Annotated in this window: 14 protein-coding genes; 4 read left to right on the top strand and 10 right to left on the bottom strand. The window is 54.2% G+C overall.

What is annotated here, in order from left to right; all coding sequences use genetic code 11:
- Positions 1 to 103: 103 nt before the first annotated feature.
- Both LC431_RS08440 and LC431_RS08435 read right to left on the bottom strand, forming a co-directional pair.
- Complete coding sequence (locus tag LC431_RS08440) at positions 104 to 1,081, bottom strand: alpha/beta hydrolase (protein WP_223509686.1); 978 nt, start codon at positions 1,079 to 1,081, stop codon at positions 104 to 106.
- Positions 1,082 to 1,094: 13 nt separating this feature from the next.
- A complete protein-coding gene (locus tag LC431_RS08435; RefSeq protein WP_013574294.1) occupies positions 1,095 to 1,973 on the bottom strand; it encodes an MBL fold metallo-hydrolase in 879 nt (292 codons plus the stop codon).
- 129 nt (positions 1,974 to 2,102) lie between these two features.
- On the opposite strand from LC431_RS08435, the gene LC431_RS08430 reads away from it, so the two are divergent.
- Positions 2,103 to 2,996 (top strand): LysR family transcriptional regulator, encoded by an 894-nt coding sequence (locus LC431_RS08430; protein WP_013574293.1) that lies wholly within the window; start codon positions 2,103 to 2,105, stop codon positions 2,994 to 2,996.
- Between the two features lie 65 nt (positions 2,997 to 3,061).
- On the opposite strand, the gene proA is transcribed toward LC431_RS08430, so the two are convergent.
- The 5 genes from proA to gpt all read right to left on the bottom strand — a co-directional run bounded on the left by proA (position 3,062) and on the right by gpt (position 7,912).
- On the bottom strand, positions 3,062 to 4,315 hold the full coding sequence (gene proA / locus LC431_RS08425; protein ID WP_013574292.1) for a glutamate-5-semialdehyde dehydrogenase: 1,254 nt from the start codon (positions 4,313 to 4,315) through the stop codon (positions 3,062 to 3,064).
- Between the two features lie 10 nt (positions 4,316 to 4,325).
- Entirely contained in the window at positions 4,326 to 5,429 is a 1,104-nt protein-coding gene (gene proB, locus LC431_RS08420; RefSeq protein ID WP_013574291.1) for a glutamate 5-kinase, read from the bottom strand.
- Positions 5,430 to 5,551: 122 nt separating this feature from the next.
- On the bottom strand, positions 5,552 to 5,953 hold the full coding sequence (gene crl, locus LC431_RS08415) for a sigma factor-binding protein Crl (RefSeq protein WP_013574290.1): 402 nt from the start codon (positions 5,951 to 5,953) through the stop codon (positions 5,552 to 5,554).
- A gap of 63 nt (positions 5,954 to 6,016) precedes the next feature.
- Complete coding sequence (frsA, locus tag LC431_RS08410) at positions 6,017 to 7,267, bottom strand: esterase FrsA (RefSeq protein ID WP_153374804.1); 1,251 nt, start codon at positions 7,265 to 7,267, stop codon at positions 6,017 to 6,019.
- A 186-nt stretch (positions 7,268 to 7,453) separates the two neighbouring features.
- Entirely contained in the window at positions 7,454 to 7,912 is a 459-nt protein-coding gene (gpt, locus tag LC431_RS08405) for a xanthine phosphoribosyltransferase (protein WP_013574288.1), read from the bottom strand.
- 293 nt (positions 7,913 to 8,205) lie between these two features.
- On the opposite strand from gpt, the gene pepD reads away from it, so the two are divergent.
- Positions 8,206 to 9,666: a beta-Ala-His dipeptidase gene (gene pepD / locus LC431_RS08400; protein ID WP_223509685.1), complete on the top strand. Its 1,461-nt coding sequence runs from the start codon at positions 8,206 to 8,208 to the stop codon at positions 9,664 to 9,666.
- A gap of 134 nt (positions 9,667 to 9,800) precedes the next feature.
- Here the strand turns inward: pepD and dinB are convergent, their stop codons facing one another.
- Complete coding sequence (dinB, locus tag LC431_RS08395) at positions 9,801 to 10,859, bottom strand: DNA polymerase IV (RefSeq protein ID WP_112151318.1); 1,059 nt, start codon at positions 10,857 to 10,859, stop codon at positions 9,801 to 9,803.
- A 283-nt stretch (positions 10,860 to 11,142) separates the two neighbouring features.
- On the opposite strand from dinB, the gene dpaA reads away from it, so the two are divergent.
- Positions 11,143 to 11,868 carry a peptidoglycan meso-diaminopimelic acid protein amidase gene (gene dpaA / locus LC431_RS08390; RefSeq protein ID WP_013574285.1) on the top strand — a complete coding sequence of 242 codons (726 nt, stop codon included), beginning with the start codon at positions 11,143 to 11,145 and terminating at the stop codon, positions 11,866 to 11,868.
- Here the strand turns inward: dpaA and LC431_RS08385 are convergent.
- Positions 11,839 to 12,606 (bottom strand): class II glutamine amidotransferase, encoded by a 768-nt coding sequence (locus LC431_RS08385; protein WP_015696178.1) that lies wholly within the window; start codon positions 12,604 to 12,606, stop codon positions 11,839 to 11,841. The genes dpaA and LC431_RS08385 overlap by 30 nt on opposite strands.
- Positions 12,607 to 12,632: 26 nt before the next feature.
- Complete coding sequence (gene lpcA / locus LC431_RS08380) at positions 12,633 to 13,214, bottom strand: D-sedoheptulose 7-phosphate isomerase (protein ID WP_013574283.1); 582 nt, start codon at positions 13,212 to 13,214, stop codon at positions 12,633 to 12,635.
- Positions 13,215 to 13,483: 269 nt separating this feature from the next.
- Between lpcA and fadE the strand changes: the two genes are divergently transcribed.
- The gene (gene fadE / locus LC431_RS08375; protein ID WP_126124652.1) at positions 13,484 to 15,952 is read left to right on the top strand and encodes an acyl-CoA dehydrogenase FadE; all 2,469 of its coding nucleotides are present in this window, start codon (positions 13,484 to 13,486) and stop codon (positions 15,950 to 15,952) included.
- Positions 15,953 to 16,012 lie beyond the last annotated feature (60 nt).

The following is a 16,012-nucleotide window of genomic DNA, read 5'->3' as shown; positions in this document are numbered from 1 at the left end:
AACTACGGGGCATAAACTATTCAAATCTCCGACGTCCGTCAAGCCCCCGGCGGTGCGTATGCTGCTTTTCTCATCAGCACACGCACTTTGATGAACTGACTGCTTAAGCTTTCGCCAGCGGTTCGCGGAAGAAACTGATCAGGGCGTTGTAAACCTGATAGCGGTTTTTCTCCAGCACCATCATGTGCGTGGCTTCACCGATTTCCAGCCAGCGTTTATCCGGTGAGCCGGTGGCGCGCAGGAACCATGCCTGTGCCAGTTCGACGGGCACATCAATATCCCATTCGCCATGGATTAACATCAGCGGCACGCCGATATCGGCCGGATCGTAAAACGGTTTTCCCGCCGCCCAGTAATCGCGGATATCCTGAATCGGACCGTTGCTGGCACGGATTGATTGCTGTGCCCGAAGTGCGTCATCCGGCTCGTCGCTGACAGTTTTCTCCAGCCATGCCTCAAATCCCCCTTCCGGGATCAGTCCTCCCCGCTTGCACTGTGGCGCTCCGCTAATCCAGCGTTCACGCGCCGCACCGGCATTGACGATGCGCCACGCGTTCAGTTCGCCACCGGGGTCGAGCGGCAGCGGTTTGTCGCTCACCCATTGCGGGGCAATCAGCCCTAAGCGCCTGACTTTGTGGCCGTTCTGCGTGGTGTACGTACCGGTGACGCTGCCGCCCCACGACATCCCGATCACGTTAACCTGTGAAAGCCCGTTCGTTCTGAGCACAAAATTGACGGCGCTGCTGAAATCGCGCACGGCGACATCTGTTCTCACCGCAGGTGCGTTGAGGGTGGCGGCCTGAAGCATTTCCACCGGACGGGTCGAGCCGCCATAACCGCGTACATCGACGGCGTACACATCAAAACCGGCGCGGGCGAGTGCATCGGCAAAAGAGGCGCTTTCCAGCGGCGTGTCAAACAGGCTGCCGGAGGAATAAGTCGCGCCGTGCATCATGACGATGGTGCTGGCTTCGCTGAATTTTTGCTCCCCTTTGCGGTGCTTGTGCAAAAGATGCAACCGGATGCCGTCGGTATCAGACGGGATCAAAAAGCTTTCGCTGAAAATATCGGAATTGCTCATCGGGTTTTCCTTCTCAGAGTGGCTGCCAGCTCAGGCCACGGGCATCCTGACGGATTTTGCCCGCAGAGGAACCGGCGAAATGGGTGGTGAAAACGGTGGCCTGATGGCTCAGGGCAAACTCAATTGCCTTATGGCGTGAGGCTGTCGCCTGTGCCGGTTCTTCGCAGAACACCGAATCCCAGTCAGGACGCGCGAGCTGAAGCGGATGGTGCATCACATCGCCCCAGAAAAAGGCCGTTTCACCTTCAGAGGTAAAGGCGAAAGAGAAATGATCATGGCTGTGGCCTGGCGTGCGGATGATAGCGAACCCCGGAATGGCCGTGGCGTCATCAGCATGTATCCGCTGATCGAGACCGGCCGCCACGACCGGCTCAACGCTGTCGGCAAAGATGCCGTCGCTCGGATCCCGGACGTTGTTCGGATCGGCGTAAAACTGGTATTCGGCTTCAGAAAACAGATAACGCGCGTTCGGGAAAGTCGGCACCCAGCGGCCATTCTCCAGCCGCGTATTCCAGCCGACATGATCAACGTGCAGATGTGACAGCAGTACCACATCAACATCTTCCGGTTCGACGCCCGTCGCCCGCAGGTTATCCAGCCAGCCCGTCTTCAGCTGATTGAACAACAGGTTCAGTGGACGCAATTTATCGTTGCCGGATGCGGTATCAATCAGCACCGTCTGCGTGCCGGTCTGCACCAGCCAGCTGTGGGTGCTGAGCATCAGTTCTGAGGCATCTGCGCCAAAAAAATCTGCCGGTAATGTTTTCGCGGCATCCTGAATAGCATCAGCATTCCATTGCGGAAAAAGCGACGATCCGGGATCTTGCAATGTCATCTCGGGGATCTTAGTGATTCTGGCGCTGCCGATCGGGTAAGTTTCTGGCACACTCATTTTATGACCTTATCTGGTGACAACCTTCTGGTGTGGGGTCATCCTCCCTGTTTCAGCACGGGCGAACAAGGTGGCAATCCCGAATGCAAGATTGCTGATATTGCAACGATAAAAAATGAAAGGGCCGGAATGGATAAGCTGGAGAATATGCGCACGTTCGTGCAGGTGGTGGATTCGGGGTCATTCAGCCGTGCGGCAGAACTGATGGATTTACCGAAATCCACGGTAACGCGGCAGGTGCAGGCGCTGGAAAGCGAACTGGGCGTGAAGCTGCTACACAGGACGTCGCGCCGTTTAAGCATGACGGAACAGGGCGAAGCCTATTATCACGGAGCAATACGGCTGCTTGATCAGATGGAGATTCTCGACAGCAATGTGCAGGCGGCAACGCAGGCTCCGCGTGGCAAAATCCGCGTCGAGATGCCGAATGCGATTGCTTATCGGCGGGTGATCCCCGCCCTGCCCGGCTTCCTGATGCATTATCCCGACGTTCAGGTTGAGGTGAGCGTCGGTAACCGCACCGCCGATCTGATTGCGCAAAACATCGATTGTGTGATCCGTATCGGTGAGCTGCACAACGATGCGCTGATCGCCCGGTCGCTTGGGGTTTTACCGATGATCACCTGTGCCGCACCGGCGTATCTGCAAAAACACGGCATGCCTGAACATCCGCAGGATCTTATCCTCGACCATACGCTGGTGCAGATCGCCTCGCCACAAACCGGACGGGTATTTGAACATCAGGTGTTTAAGGATCAGCAGTGTGTCACTGTTCGCGGGCGCTGGCAGTTCTCGGTTAACGATTCCACCGCAGCGCTGACCGGTGCCATTGCGGGGCTTGGCGTGCTGACGACGTATCGCTTTCTGGCACAGGAAGCGCTGGATAACGGCGCGCTGGTGCCGCTGTTTCCTGAATGGGCGGATGAACAGGTGCCGGTGCATATTGCCTGGCCGGAGAACCGGCATTTGCCGTCAAAGGTGCGGTATTTTATCGAATGGGTCAGGGCGTTGTTTCAGGAATGATGGTGTTCAGCAGGGATAAGCGATCGCACCGGTTTCATCATGCTGAATCCACCGGTGCCGGTCAGTTACGGACGGACTAAATCGTCGCCGTAACCAATCCATTTGTAGGTCGTCAGGGCTTCTAATCCCATCGGGCCGCGGGCGTGCAGTTTTTGTGTGCTGACTGCCACTTCTGCGCCTAAACCGAATTGTCCGCCGTCGGTGAAACGGGTGCTGGCGTTGACGTAAACCGCAGAGGAATCCACTTCACGCACGAACCTGTCCGCGCTGCTGATGGAACGGGTAAGGATCGCATCGGAATGCTCGGTGCCGTAGGTGCGGATATGCGCCACGGCGGCGTCCAGATCGGCCACTACCGTCACGTTCAGATCCAGCGACAGCCATTCATCCGAATAATCTTCTTCGGTCACCGCCAGCACTTTCGCCGGGCCGTTTTGCAGATACGGCATCGCAGATTCGCTGGCGTGTAACGTAACGCCTGCGCGGTGCATTTTGTCGCTCAGTTCCGGCAGGAAGCGGGCGGCAATCGCCTGATGCACCAGCACGGTTTCCAGGCTGTTACAGGCGCTCGGGCGCTGTACTTTCGCGCTTTCCAGCACGGTCAGCGCTTTGTCGAAATCGACGCTTTCATCCACAAACGTATGGCAAACGCCGATACCGCCGGTGATCACCGGAATGGTGGATTGTTCGCGGCAAAGTTTATGCAGCGCCGCGCCACCGCGTGGGATCAGCATATCGACGTATTTATCCAGACGCAGCAGTTCCGCCACCAGTGCACGATCGGGGCTGTCGATGGCCTGAACGGCGGCTTTAGGCAGTCCGCATTCCTCCAGCGCCATCTGAATGACGTTAACCGTCGCCTGATTGGTGTGGTGCGTTTCTTTACCGCCGCGCAGGATAACGGCATTGCCGGTTTTCAGGCACAGGCTGGCGACATCGATAGTGACGTTCGGGCGCGCTTCATAAATCACGCCGATCACGCCGAGCGGTACACGGCGGCGTTCGAGACGCAAACCGCTGTCCTGCTGTGAACCATCAATCACCTGCCCGACCGGATCGCTCAGACGGCAGACATCACGCACGTCGCTGGCAATCGCCGAAAGACGCGCGGGGGTCAGCAGCAGGCGGTCCAGTAATGCCTCGCTCATGCCGCTTTCGCGGGCAGCAGCCATGTCGAGTTCGTTAGCAAGAATAATGCTCTGGCTGTTGGCCTCAAGCATGTCGGCCATCAGCATCAGCGCACGATTTTTCTGCGCGGTGCTGAGGGTGGAAAGCTGCCAGGACGCGGCTTTCGCGGCCTTGCCCATCTCGTTAAGCATCTGTGGCTCCTTAACTGACAATCATGTCGTCACGGTGAACGGCAACCGGGCCGTATTCGTAACCGAGAATTTCACTGATCTGCTGAGAGTGATGACCGGCAATCATGCGCATCGCATCGCTGTTATAGCGGCTGACACCGTGCGCGAGGTCGCGTCCGTTCAGGTTGCGGATGCGGATCACTTCGCCACGCGAGAAATCGCCTTTCACTTCGCGGATCCCTTTTGGCAGCAGCGAACTGCCGCGCTCCATCATGGCAGAAACCGCGCCGTCGTCGATGGTGATTTCACCGGCTGGCGGTGCACCAAAGATCCAGCGCTTACGGTTTTCCAGCGGCGTCTCCATCGCGTGAAAACGTGTGCCGACGGAAACGCCGTTAATCACATCGCCAATCACGCCCGGCAGGTTGCCCGCAGCAATAATGGTATCGACGCCCGCCCGGCACGCGACATCTGCCGCCTGCAGTTTGGTGGCCATGCCACCGGTACCGAGACCAGAGACGCTGTCGCCCGCCACACCGCGCAGTTCATCATCAATGGTCATGACTTCGCGGATCAATTCAGCTTCAGGATTGGTCCGCGGATCTGCGGTAAACAGACCACGCTGATCGGTCAGCAACAGCAATTTATCGGCACCCGCCAGAATAGCGGCCAGTGCGGAAAGATTGTCGTTATCGCCGACTTTAATTTCAGCGGTGGCGACCGCATCGTTTTCATTAATGACCGGGACGATATGGTTATCGAGCAGCGCGTGCATGGTGTCGCGGGCATTCAGGAACCGCTCGCGGTCTTCCATGTCGGCACGCGTCAGCAGCATCTGACCAATGTGGATGCCATAAATCGAGAACAATTGCTCCCACAGCTGGATCAAACGACTTTGCCCGACGGCAGCCAGCAGTTGTTTGGAAGCAATGGTGGCGGGGAGTTCGGGGTAGCCAAGATGTTCACGCCCGGCAGCAATCGCGCCCGACGTGACAATCACAATCCGGTGCCCTGCCGCATGTTGCTGCGCGCACTGGCGGACAAGCTCAACAATGTGAGCACGGTTGAGGCGGCGCGAGCCGCCAGTGAGCACGCTGGTGCCCAGTTTTACAACCAGTGTCTGACTACCACTCATAATCGTTCCATTAGTGTGAAAAAGAAGGGCTTCTTTGTCTTTGTAACAGCAGAGAAGCGTTATGCCAAACGGCATAACGCTATAATAGCAGCATTCATGATGGGAATGGGTAGTACAGAAAGTCAGGCGGAGAGCTTCACAGGTTCTTCGCTGAAATCATCAGCAGGTTCCAGTTTGAGGGACATCTCTTCGATCATGGCATTCAGGTTTTTGTGGAACCCTTTCAATGTCGTCTCAAGCTTCTCTCGCACTTCAGCATCTTTAATGTTTTGCACTTTCCAGATGCCGTCTTTATCAAACAATCCGAAATGATAAACATAGGTAAAACGTTCGGCTTCAGCCTGCAATTCAATCCACCAGCCCCAGAATTCACGCTTTTCCGGCGCAGGCTTCACGTTCACACAGACAGCTAAACAGTCAAAGAAAAAGCGGTCGTTCTCGCATTTCCCTTCTCTGATGTACGGTCCCAGTGTACCGAAACGTTTCATTAGCCTGCTTTTAGGATGACCGCTTGGTAACGTCATAGTACAACCTCCATTGAAAGACGATCCTTTTTAGCAAAACGTTAGGAATTAGCAACTATTAAGTTAACGCATATGCTTTTGCAACCACCCACAAATCTCATGTAAAGCGCTGTCAAAATGCGCGTAAAGCGGCTCGCTGCGGATGGTCAAAAGCTTGCCGTCAGCGGAAGAATCCGCAATCAGCTTAGCTTCGCTCTTCGGACTGAATATATCGTTCTCCCAGTATGCGGCCAGGATGGGCGTCGGCGTTCTGCGTCCAAGCAACCCCTGCGTTTTCAGAGAATAACGATTAAGTTCGGTTTTCAGCGCCGAGTCGGACGCGCTCGACATGCCGATGCGGCTCGCCAGCACATCTATATACATGTTCGGTACCTGCTCCTGACATTTCGGGTCGCTCAGCAGCGTATGCACCAGCGCCCCCAGCGTGGCCACTGCCCGCACGCGGCGCGGTTCGAGATACGCCAGACGCACCGCGACGTTCGCACCAAAACGGTAACCGAGCAAACTGACGCGGCTGGCATCGACCCAGGGCACATCCGAAAGCTGCATCAGCACCTGCTGATGCAGGAAGCTGGTGTCCTGCGTCAGTTTCCACTTCGATGAAAAACCGATCGACGGCATGTCGATGGTCAGCATCGCGATGCCCATCGGCGCGAGATATGAACGGAACAGGCGCTGATGGTCACTCTGTAAGGTGTCGAGACCGCCACACACCAGCACCGTCGGGAACGGTGCTTTCCCTTCGGCTGGCAGGTGCAGGAAACCGGTGATAGGGGCACCGCCGGGGATCTTAAATTCCAGCTCTTTCAGTTCGTAAGGCGAATGTTCCGAGGATTTTTCAAAGGCTTTATTGGCCAGCGCTTGCGCCTGTTCCGCCAGCGTATCGCCTTTCAGATGCGGATAACCGGCGATGCTGTAAAGGTTGGCGGCTTTCAGCCAGTATTCGCTCGCCACATCCGCATCTTTCTCTTCGGCGGCTTTTTGCTGCCAGTACATCGCCTGATTTGACCATTCGTAGATCCAGTTGCCATTGCGGTAACCAATCACGGTATCGAGCAGCAACGGATCGCTGTGCTCCGCCTGGGAGACAGCAATGCGCGACAGCACTTCTTCCACTTCCAGCGGATCAACCCCGCGCCACATCCACATCAGACGGTTAATCGTGCGGTACCAGCAATGAACCGTGTCGCCTTCCAGCGCAGAATGCATCGGCGGGTGCGTATTATGGTGATGAACGCGATGAACCAGCGTCGATGTTTCCGGGTATTTGAAGGAAGGTTTAAACAGTTTTTCCGTAAGATTGGCTGGAGCCATGATGCAAGATCCTCCGTTAGCAAGCAGCAGGTCGCCCGCAGGCGATCATTTCTGGACGGGATTATAACCCGCCCACGTTGCGACAAGTGAGGGGTGAGGTCAAGCGGAAAGGATTTCAAGGCAACAAAAGCAAAACGCCCGGCAATAAGCCAGGCGTTAAATTAGAGGAATATTAACAGTGGAGGATTATTTTCCTACCAGAGGTGGCACGAATACCACACCCATATCCCACGGCTGTTCGATCCAGGTGTTCTGCGGGATGTCGATCACATAGTCATCAACCAGCGGTGCGCCAGCCGGTTTCGCGAAGATCGTGATGAAATGCGCTTTCGGGTACATTTCGCGGATGGCTTTCGCGGTGCCGCCGGTATCCACCAGATCGTCGATCACGATAAAGCCTTCACCGTCGCCTTCTGCGCGTTTCAGCACCTGCATTTCGCGCTGATTATCATGGTCGTAGCTGGAGATACATACGGTATCCACATGACGGATGCACAGCTCGCGAGCCAGCAACGCTGCCGGAACCAGGCCACCACGGCTGACTGCAATAATGCCTTTCCATTGTTCTGCCGGCAGCAGGCGTTTAGCCATAGTGCGCGCGTGGATTTGCAGCATGTCCCAGGTTACAACGTATTTTTCGCTCATAAAGGTGTCCCAGCCAGTGAATTAACGGCTTCTAAAAAAATAATGGGGGGAAAAAAGGTTGCGCGAGATTATAGTGAGTCCGGTTCACAAAAACCAGCGATTATCTGGCTTCAGCCGCCCAAAAATCCCGGAATTTCTCCCCGTCCCCGCGCACAGGTTAAGATTAAGTGATATTCTGTCAGGCCACTCGCCACACAGTCTGGCGGGGATTACTTAACCTTAAACCTACAGCATCTCAGTCAGTTCCCCTGCAAACGGAGCCTGAATGAGCTGACTGTCACAGGAGACTTATAGTGTCTGAACTGTCTCAGCTTTCGCCACAACCGTTGTGGGATATTTTTGCCAAAATTTGTTCAATTCCGCACCCTTCCTATCATGAAGAAGCGCTGGCAAAACACATCGTTGAATGGGCACAGGAAAAAGGTATCCACGCTGAGCGTGATGAAGTTGGCAACATTTTGCTGCGCAAACCCGCCACCAAAGGCATGGAAAACCGCAAAGCCGTTGCACTGCAGGCTCACCTCGATATGGTGCCGCAGAAAAACAACGATACTGTTCATGATTTCACTAAAGATCCGATCCAGCCCTTCATCGAAGACGGTTGGGTAAAAGCCCGCGGCACCACGCTGGGTTCTGATAACGGTATCGGTATGGCGTCCGCGCTGGCGGTTCTGGCTGATGACAGCGTAGAACACGGCCCGCTGGAAGTGTTGCTGACCATGACCGAAGAAACCGGCATGGCAGGCGCATTCGGCCTGCAACCGAACTGGTTACAGTCTGAAATTCTGATCAACACCGATTCTGAAACCGAAGGCGAAATCTACATGGGTTGCGCTGGCGGGATTGATTTTACCGCCACACTGCCGCTGAGCCGTGAAGCGGTTCCGGCCGGTTTCAGCACGCTGAAACTGACCCTGAAAGGCCTGAAAGGTGGCCACTCCGGCGCGGAAATCCACTTAGGTCTGGGCAACGCCAGCAAACTGCTGGCACGTTTCCTGGCAGACAACGCTGATACTCTTGGTCTGCGCCTGCTCGACTTCACAGGCGGCACACTGCGTAACGCTATCCCGCGTGAAGCAATTGTGACTCTTGCTGTTGCTGCTGATAAAGCAGACGCGCTGAAAGCGGCAGCACAAGAATTCCTGGCAACGATTCAGTTCGAACTGTCAGCGGTAGAGAAGAAAATTGCCTTTGTGGTGGAAGCGGCTGAAAGCAACGCGAAGGCGCTGACCGCAGAAACTCAGGGTAAATTCCTTGCCCTGCTGAACGCGACGCCAAACGGCGTGATCCGCATGAGTGATGACGTGAAAGGCGTGGTAGAAACCTCGCTGAACGTCGGTGTTGTCACCATGAAAGATGACGAAGTGGCGATCAACAGCCTGATCCGCTCGCTTATCGACAGCGGTAAAGAATATGTGGTCAGCATGCTCAATTCACTGAGTGAACTGGCTGGCGCGAAAAGTCTGGCAAAAGGCAGCTATCCTGGCTGGAAACCTGAGCCGAAGTCACCAGTGATGACGCTGGTGCGTGAAACTTACCAGACGCTGTTCAATAAAACTCCGAACATCATGGTGATCCACGCCGGTCTGGAATGCGGTCTGTTCAAAAAACCGTACCCGGACATGGACATGGTTTCCATCGGGCCAACCATCACCGGGCCACACTCGCCGGATGAGCAGGTGGAAATCGCCAGCGTCGAGCTGTACTGGAAACTGCTGACGGCCCTGCTGAAAGCGATTCCTGAACGCGGTTAATACTCGATCGGTCCCCTAAATCATTCGGGCTGTATCAAGGCGGCAACTGAGTAAATCCCCGGTAGCATACACAAGTATGTGACCGGGGTTTGCGAAGGCAGCCAACGCAGAGACAGTTTGAAGGATGACGGGGATTATTCCCAGGGAAGCAGAAGCTGCCGCTCGATCTGCGGATCCTGCAACGTCACATGCAATCCCACCAGCCTGACTCCCCTTCCGCCACGCCTCTGTTCCCAGGCTTCATGCGCGACCTTCAGCAGATCTTCTTTATTCAGCACCGGCCAGACGTGTTCCTGCGTGGTCTGCTGGAAATCATGGAATTTGAGTTTTACGCCCTGCCTCGCGATGCGCAGATCCGGGCTGACACGGCTTAAACGTGTTTGCAGTTCAGGATACAAACGTTCGATCAGCGACACGCATTCTTCCCAACTGTGGATATCTTCTGCCAGTGTGCGTTCAACGCCGACCGATTTACGTAACCGCTCGGGGGAAATTTCACGTTCATCGATACCCTGACAGCGTTCCCACAGCACACGGCCAAATTTGCCAAAGCGTTTAAGCAGTTTTGCCAGATCATAACGCTGCACATCGCCGCAGGTGATCAGCCCCTGCTCCTGCAAACGCTGAGCGGTGACTTTACCGACGCCGGGGATTTTACTCAGCGGAAGATCCTGTAAAAACGCCCCGACTTTTTCCGGCGTGATCACAAACTGACCGTTGGGCTTGTTCAGATCCGAGGCGATTTTTGCCAGAAATTTGATCGGCGCGATACCCGCAGATGCCGTCAGATTGATCTCATCGAAAATGGCCTGACGGATTTCAGCAGCGATAAGCGTTGCAGAGCCGTTGCATTGCGTCGCGTGGGAAACATCCAGATAAGCTTCATCGAGTGACAGCGGTTCGATCAATGGCGTATAACGCGCAAAGATTTCACGGATATGGTTTGACGCTTCTTTATAGGCCTCCATTCGGCCGGGGATCACTTTCAGGTGCGGGCAAAGTTTCAGTGCCATGCCGGTGGGCATCGCGCTGTGCACGCCGAATTTGCGGGCAGGATAATTAGCGGTGCTGATAACACCACGGCGGTCACGACTGCCGCCAATGGCAATAGGAATGTCGCGCAGGGAAGGATCATCGCGCATTTCGACCGCAGCGAAAAAGCAGTCCATATCCACATGAATGATTTTACGCATAACCCTCCCCCTCAATAACTGTATAAGTATACAGTTGAATGCAGGGATGTCCAACATAGAAAATGAGGGTTAGTTTGACTTAATTAATCACCATTAATGGCAACGTAATAATTTTCCTATTCCTAAAGTCATTATTCATTATTTGGTGATTGCTAAAAATTTAATCAGTATTAATATGACAGCGTTTCCGACAGACAGTACATAAGAAGAAAATCAGTGGCGGTCTTACAGGCAGTTGAGCTGTAGACAAAATAATCAAAATTATTACCGAGCAGGACTTAGAATGATCAGAATCGCGCTGTTTCTTGCGATGCTCCTCAGTTTGCCTTTATTTACAGCAAATTACGCCGTGGCCAGCGATGCTGTCCCGGTCAACGCGGCACTAAAAAAACAATTATTGGGTGCACCTGTTTATATCCAGATCTTCAAACAGGAACGTAAACTCGAATTGTATGCTCAGCTCGACGGCGAATTTCGTCTGATCGGCAGTTATGGCATCTGCGATTTTTCCGGCGGTTTGGGAAATAAACGTCGCGAAGGCGATTTCAAAAGCCCGGAAGGTTTCTACAACGTGGATATTCACCACCTGAAACCCGACAGCCGCTTTTATCGCGCCATCAACATCGGTTTCCCCAATGCTTATGATATCTCGCAGGGTTATTCAGGTAAGTATCTGATGATCCACGGTAACTGTAAGTCTATTGGTTGCTACGCCATGACCGACGGCTATATGGACGAAATATTCACCTACGTACAGGCGGCATTCCAGTTCGGGCAACGCAATTTAAAAATTAGCATTTACCCGTTCAGGATGACCGATGCCAACATGAAGGCGCATAAAAACTCCAGCTATTACAGTTTCTGGAACCAGTTACAGCCGGGATATGCGTACTTTGAGAAACACCATCAGCCACCAAATGTCGTGGTCACTGACGGTAGATATGAAGTGCTACAACCGTTGTCCAACACCCCGCTGCCTTCACAGCTGGCGTTCGCCCCGATGAAATAATGCGAATTCACCTGGAGCAATTTTGTTCCAGGTTTCGTTCGCCGTCAGCGGTTGCGTGGCAATCACGGTGACGACATCATCCGGTGTCGTCTGCTGCTGAAAATCAATTTCCACATCCTGATCCAACAACGTTGCCTTGCCGAAAGGCGCACGCCGCGTGATCCAGTGCAAATTCGTCGAGCAATAGGCCATCACGAAATTGCCATCCGACAGCAACATGTTAAACACCCCTTTCTGCCGTAATTCATCAGCCAGCGACGCAATATAGCGAAACACCGGCGGCCAGCTTGCAGGGCGGCGCGGATAGCGTTGGGTGAGTTTGTGCAGTAACCAGCAGAAGGCGTATTCGCTGTCGGTCTGGCCCACCGGACGCAGCGTACCGGTATCGAGCTGACGATAACCACGAAGCTGACCGTTGTGCGCATAAGTCCAGTTGCGTCCCCACAGTTCGCGGGTAAACGGATGAGTATTTTCCAGCGCGACTTCACCACGGTTTGCCTGACGGATATGAGAAATCACCGCGCAGGATTTGATCGGATATTCCTGAACAAGGCGGGCAATGGGCGAATTAAAGCTTGGCGTCGGATCTTTAAAAGTACGACAGCCATTCCCTTCATAAAAGGTGATGCCCCAGCCGTCTTTATGCGGGCCGGTCCCGCCACCACGCTGCACTAATCCACTGAAACTGAAACAAATATCAGTAGGAACGTTAGCGCTCATCCCGAGCAATTCGCACATCACCAGCCTCCTTTACGGCAAAAGGCTTATGCCTTTGCCATCTCTTTTTCGATCAGAAGAATCAAAATATGAATGACTTTGATGTGGATTTCCTGCACGCGGTCAGCGAAACCAAAGTGCGGAACGCGGATTTCCACATCGGCTGAACCGTCCATTTTCCCGCCATCTTTACCGGTCAGGGTGATAACTTTCATGCCTTTAGCACGTGCGGCTTCGATGGCTTTGATCACGTTACCGGAATTACCGGAAGTGGAAATGCCCAGCAGCACGTCGCCCTTCTGGCCTACGGCTTCCAGATAACGGGAAAAGATGTATTCGTAACCGAAATCGTTGCCGACGCAAGAGATGTGGCTGACGTCAGAAATCGCAATTGCCGGATAGCCCGGACGGTTTTCACGATAGCGGCCTGTCAGTTCTTCGGCGAAATGCATGGCATCGCAGTGTGAACCCCCGTTACCACAGGAAATCACTTTCCCACCCGCTTTGAATGAATCGGCCAGCAGCACCGCTGCACGTTGAATAGACTCAATATTTGCCGGATCGCTGATGAATTTATTCAGCGTGTCAGCAGCTTCGTTCAGTTCAGTACGGATAATATCCTGGTACATAGCAGCCTCTTTTATGTCCATTTGCAGCCGGTTTCAGCACGGCCGATAGCAATAAAACGTTCCGCTGTGCAGTTTAACGGAAAGCCGAAACAGCGAGAAGCCATGAAGCGGTAATGATTCCGATAGTTTCTGTTTTTGACGCTTCGTGCGACCGGTTTGTGAGCTGTGTTGTAATTAGTATGTAAACGTATTGATAAAGAAATGAGCATGAACTAAAACCATTATATCCCTACAACAGGTCAGACCTCCTACTACTCAGGAGCTTTACTATGATGGTTCTTAGCATTGTTGCATTTATCGTGATCCTTGGTGCGTTGTTCTATCACAAGGTCAATCTCGCCCTGAGCAGCCTGATTTTACTGGCGTTTACGGCGGTTATGGGTGCCATTAATCTGTGGACACTTTGGCTGTTATTGCCGCTGGCGATCATTCTCCTGCCCTTCAATATCCCTGTCATGCGCCGTTCATTGTTCTCCGGCCCGGCGCTTCGCACCTTCCGTAAAGTGATGCCCGCAATGTCGCGCACGGAAAAAGAAGCGATTGAAGCAGGCACCACCTGGTGGGAGGGTGACCTGTTTGGTGGCAAGCCAGACTGGAAGAAATTGCAGGATTATCCTGAGCAGCAACTGACAGAGGAAGAGCAGCGCTTTATTGACGGGCCGGTTGAAGAAGCCTGCCGTATGGCGAATGACTTCCAGATCACCCATGAACTGGCTGATTTGCCGCCGGAACTGTGGGCGTATCTGAAAGAACACCGCTTCTTCGCGATGATCATTAAGAAAGAGTACGGCGGTCTGGAATTCTCGGCTTATGCGCAGGCGCGTGTGCTGCAAAAACTGGCCGGTGTGTCAGGCATTCTGGCGATCACCGTCGGTGTGCCGAACTCCCTCGGGCCAGGCGAATTACTGCAACATTACGGCACCACGGAGCAGAAAGATCACTATCTGCCGCGTCTGGCCGAAGGTCTGGAAATTCCCTGTTTCGCCCTGACCAGCCCGGAAGCGGGTTCTGATGCCGGTGCCATCCCGGACTTTGGTATCGTGTGTAAAGGCCAGTGGCAGGGTAAGGAAGTGCTTGGCATGCGCCTGACCTGGAACAAGCGTTACATCACGCTGGCACCTATCGCCACCGTGCTGGGCCTGGCATTTAAACTGAAAGATCCCGATCACCTGCTCGGCAACGAAACGGATCTGGGCATTACCTGTGCGCTGATCCCAACCGACACCGCCGGTGTTGAAATTGGTCACCGCCACTTCCCGCTGAACGTGCCATTCCAGAACGGTCCGACACGCGGCAGCGATATTTTTGTACCGATCGATTACATCATTGGCGGCCCGAAAATGGCCGGTCAGGGCTGGCGTATGCTGGTGGAATGTCTGTCTGTCGGCCGTGGCATCACGCTGCCGTCTAACTCTACCGGCAGCCTGAAATCTCTGGCGCTGGCGACCGGGGCTTATGCCTATATCCGCCGTCAGTTCAAACTGCCTATCGGTAAAATGGAAGGTATCGAAGAACCGCTGGCGCGCATTGCCGGTAACGCTTACGTGATGGATGCCGCCGCAACGCTTATCACGAACGGCATTATGCTGGGTGAAAAACCAGCGGTGCTGTCCGCTATCGTCAAATACCACTGTACTCACCGTGGCCAGCGCGCCGTGATGGATGCGATGGATATCACCGGCGGTAAAGGCATTATGCTCGGCAGCAGCAACTTCGTGGCCCGCGCTTATCAGGGGGCGCCGATTGCGATTACCGTGGAAGGTGCCAACATTCTCACCCGCAGCATGATCATCTTTGGTCAGGGTGCGATCCGCTGTCATCCTTATGTTCTTCGTGAAATGGCGGCGGCGGAGAAAAACGATCTGGTTGATTTTGACCGTGCGCTGTTCGGGCATATCGGCCACGTCGGCAGTAACAAAATGCGCAGTTTCTGGCTCGGTCTGACTAACGGCCGCACCAGTGATACGCCGGTCAATGATAAAACCGCCCGTTACTATCAGCACATCAACCGTCTGAGCGCTAACCTGGCATTGCTGGCTGATGTGTCGATGGGCGTGCTCGGCGGCAGCCTGAAACGTCGCGAACGCATTTCCGCCCGCCTCGGTGATATCCTCAGCCAGATGTATCTGGCGACGGCGACGCTGAAACGTTATGACGAAGAAGGCTGTCACGAAGCGGATTTACCGCTGGTACACTGGGGCGTGCAGGATTGTCTGCATCAGGCCGAAGTCGCTATCGACGATCTCCTGCGTAACTTCCCGAACCGTTTTGTGGCTGGCGTAATGCGCCTGGTGATTTTCCCGTTGGGCCGTTCGCACTCCGCACCGTCTGATCGTCTGGATCACCAACTGGCGCGTATTCTGCAGGTGCCTTCAGCGACACGCAGCCGCATCGGTCGTGGTCAGTATCTGACACCCGGCGAGCACAACCCGGTTGGTCTGCTGGAAGAAGCCTTGCAGGATATTCTGGCCGCTGAGCCTGTTCACAAGCGTCTCTGTGAAGCGATGGGCAAAAAACTGCCGTTTACCCGTCTGGATATTCTGGCGCAAAAAGGTCTGGATGCCGGTCATCTGAGCGCCGACGATGCGCGTATCCTGAGCCGTGCGGAAGAAAGCCGTCTGCGTTCAATCAACGTCGATGAGTTTGAACCCGACGCGCTGGCCGCACAAAAACCAGAAGCGGAGAAAGACAGCGTAAAAAAGGCTGAGGCGAAACCCCGCCACACCGAAGCTGCCTGATTTAACTGTTAATCCATAAAAAAACCTGAGTGTTTACGCACTCAGGCTTTTATTATTTAT

Source organism: Rahnella sp. GSA61A, from assembly GCF_019969905.1.
GTDB classification, from domain to species: domain Bacteria; phylum Pseudomonadota; class Gammaproteobacteria; order Enterobacterales; family Enterobacteriaceae; genus Rahnella; species Rahnella aceris.
Note: the sequence above shows the minus strand (reverse complement) of the source record. Positions and strands in the feature narration are given on the sequence as shown.

What these genes read in the sequence shown, in the direction of transcription:
- LC431_RS08440 (WP_223509686.1), bottom strand. Translation starts at nt 1,081, where the DNA reads ATGAGCAATTCCGATATTTTCAGCGAAAGCTTTTTGATCCCGTCTGAT.
- LC431_RS08435 (WP_013574294.1), bottom strand. Translation starts at nt 1,973, where the DNA reads ATGAGTGTGCCAGAAACTTACCCGATCGGCAGCGCCAGAATCACTAAG.
- LC431_RS08430 (WP_013574293.1), top strand. Translation starts at nt 2,103, where the DNA reads ATGGATAAGCTGGAGAATATGCGCACGTTCGTGCAGGTGGTGGATTCG.
- proA (WP_013574292.1), bottom strand. Translation starts at nt 4,315, where the DNA reads ATGCTTAACGAGATGGGCAAGGCCGCGAAAGCCGCGTCCTGGCAGCTT.
- proB (WP_013574291.1), bottom strand. Translation starts at nt 5,429, where the DNA reads ATGAGTGGTAGTCAGACACTGGTTGTAAAACTGGGCACCAGCGTGCTC.
- crl (WP_013574290.1), bottom strand. Translation starts at nt 5,953, where the DNA reads ATGACGTTACCAAGCGGTCATCCTAAAAGCAGGCTAATGAAACGTTTC.
- frsA (WP_153374804.1), bottom strand. Translation starts at nt 7,267, where the DNA reads ATGGCTCCAGCCAATCTTACGGAAAAACTGTTTAAACCTTCCTTCAAA.
- gpt (WP_013574288.1), bottom strand. Translation starts at nt 7,912, where the DNA reads ATGAGCGAAAAATACGTTGTAACCTGGGACATGCTGCAAATCCACGCG.
- dinB (WP_112151318.1), bottom strand. Translation starts at nt 10,859, where the DNA reads ATGCGTAAAATCATTCATGTGGATATGGACTGCTTTTTCGCTGCGGTC.
- dpaA (WP_013574285.1), top strand. Translation starts at nt 11,143, where the DNA reads ATGATCAGAATCGCGCTGTTTCTTGCGATGCTCCTCAGTTTGCCTTTA.
- LC431_RS08385 (WP_015696178.1), bottom strand. Translation starts at nt 12,606, where the DNA reads ATGTGCGAATTGCTCGGGATGAGCGCTAACGTTCCTACTGATATTTGT.
- lpcA (WP_013574283.1), bottom strand. Translation starts at nt 13,214, where the DNA reads ATGTACCAGGATATTATCCGTACTGAACTGAACGAAGCTGCTGACACG.
- fadE (WP_126124652.1), top strand. Translation starts at nt 13,484, where the DNA reads ATGATGGTTCTTAGCATTGTTGCATTTATCGTGATCCTTGGTGCGTTG.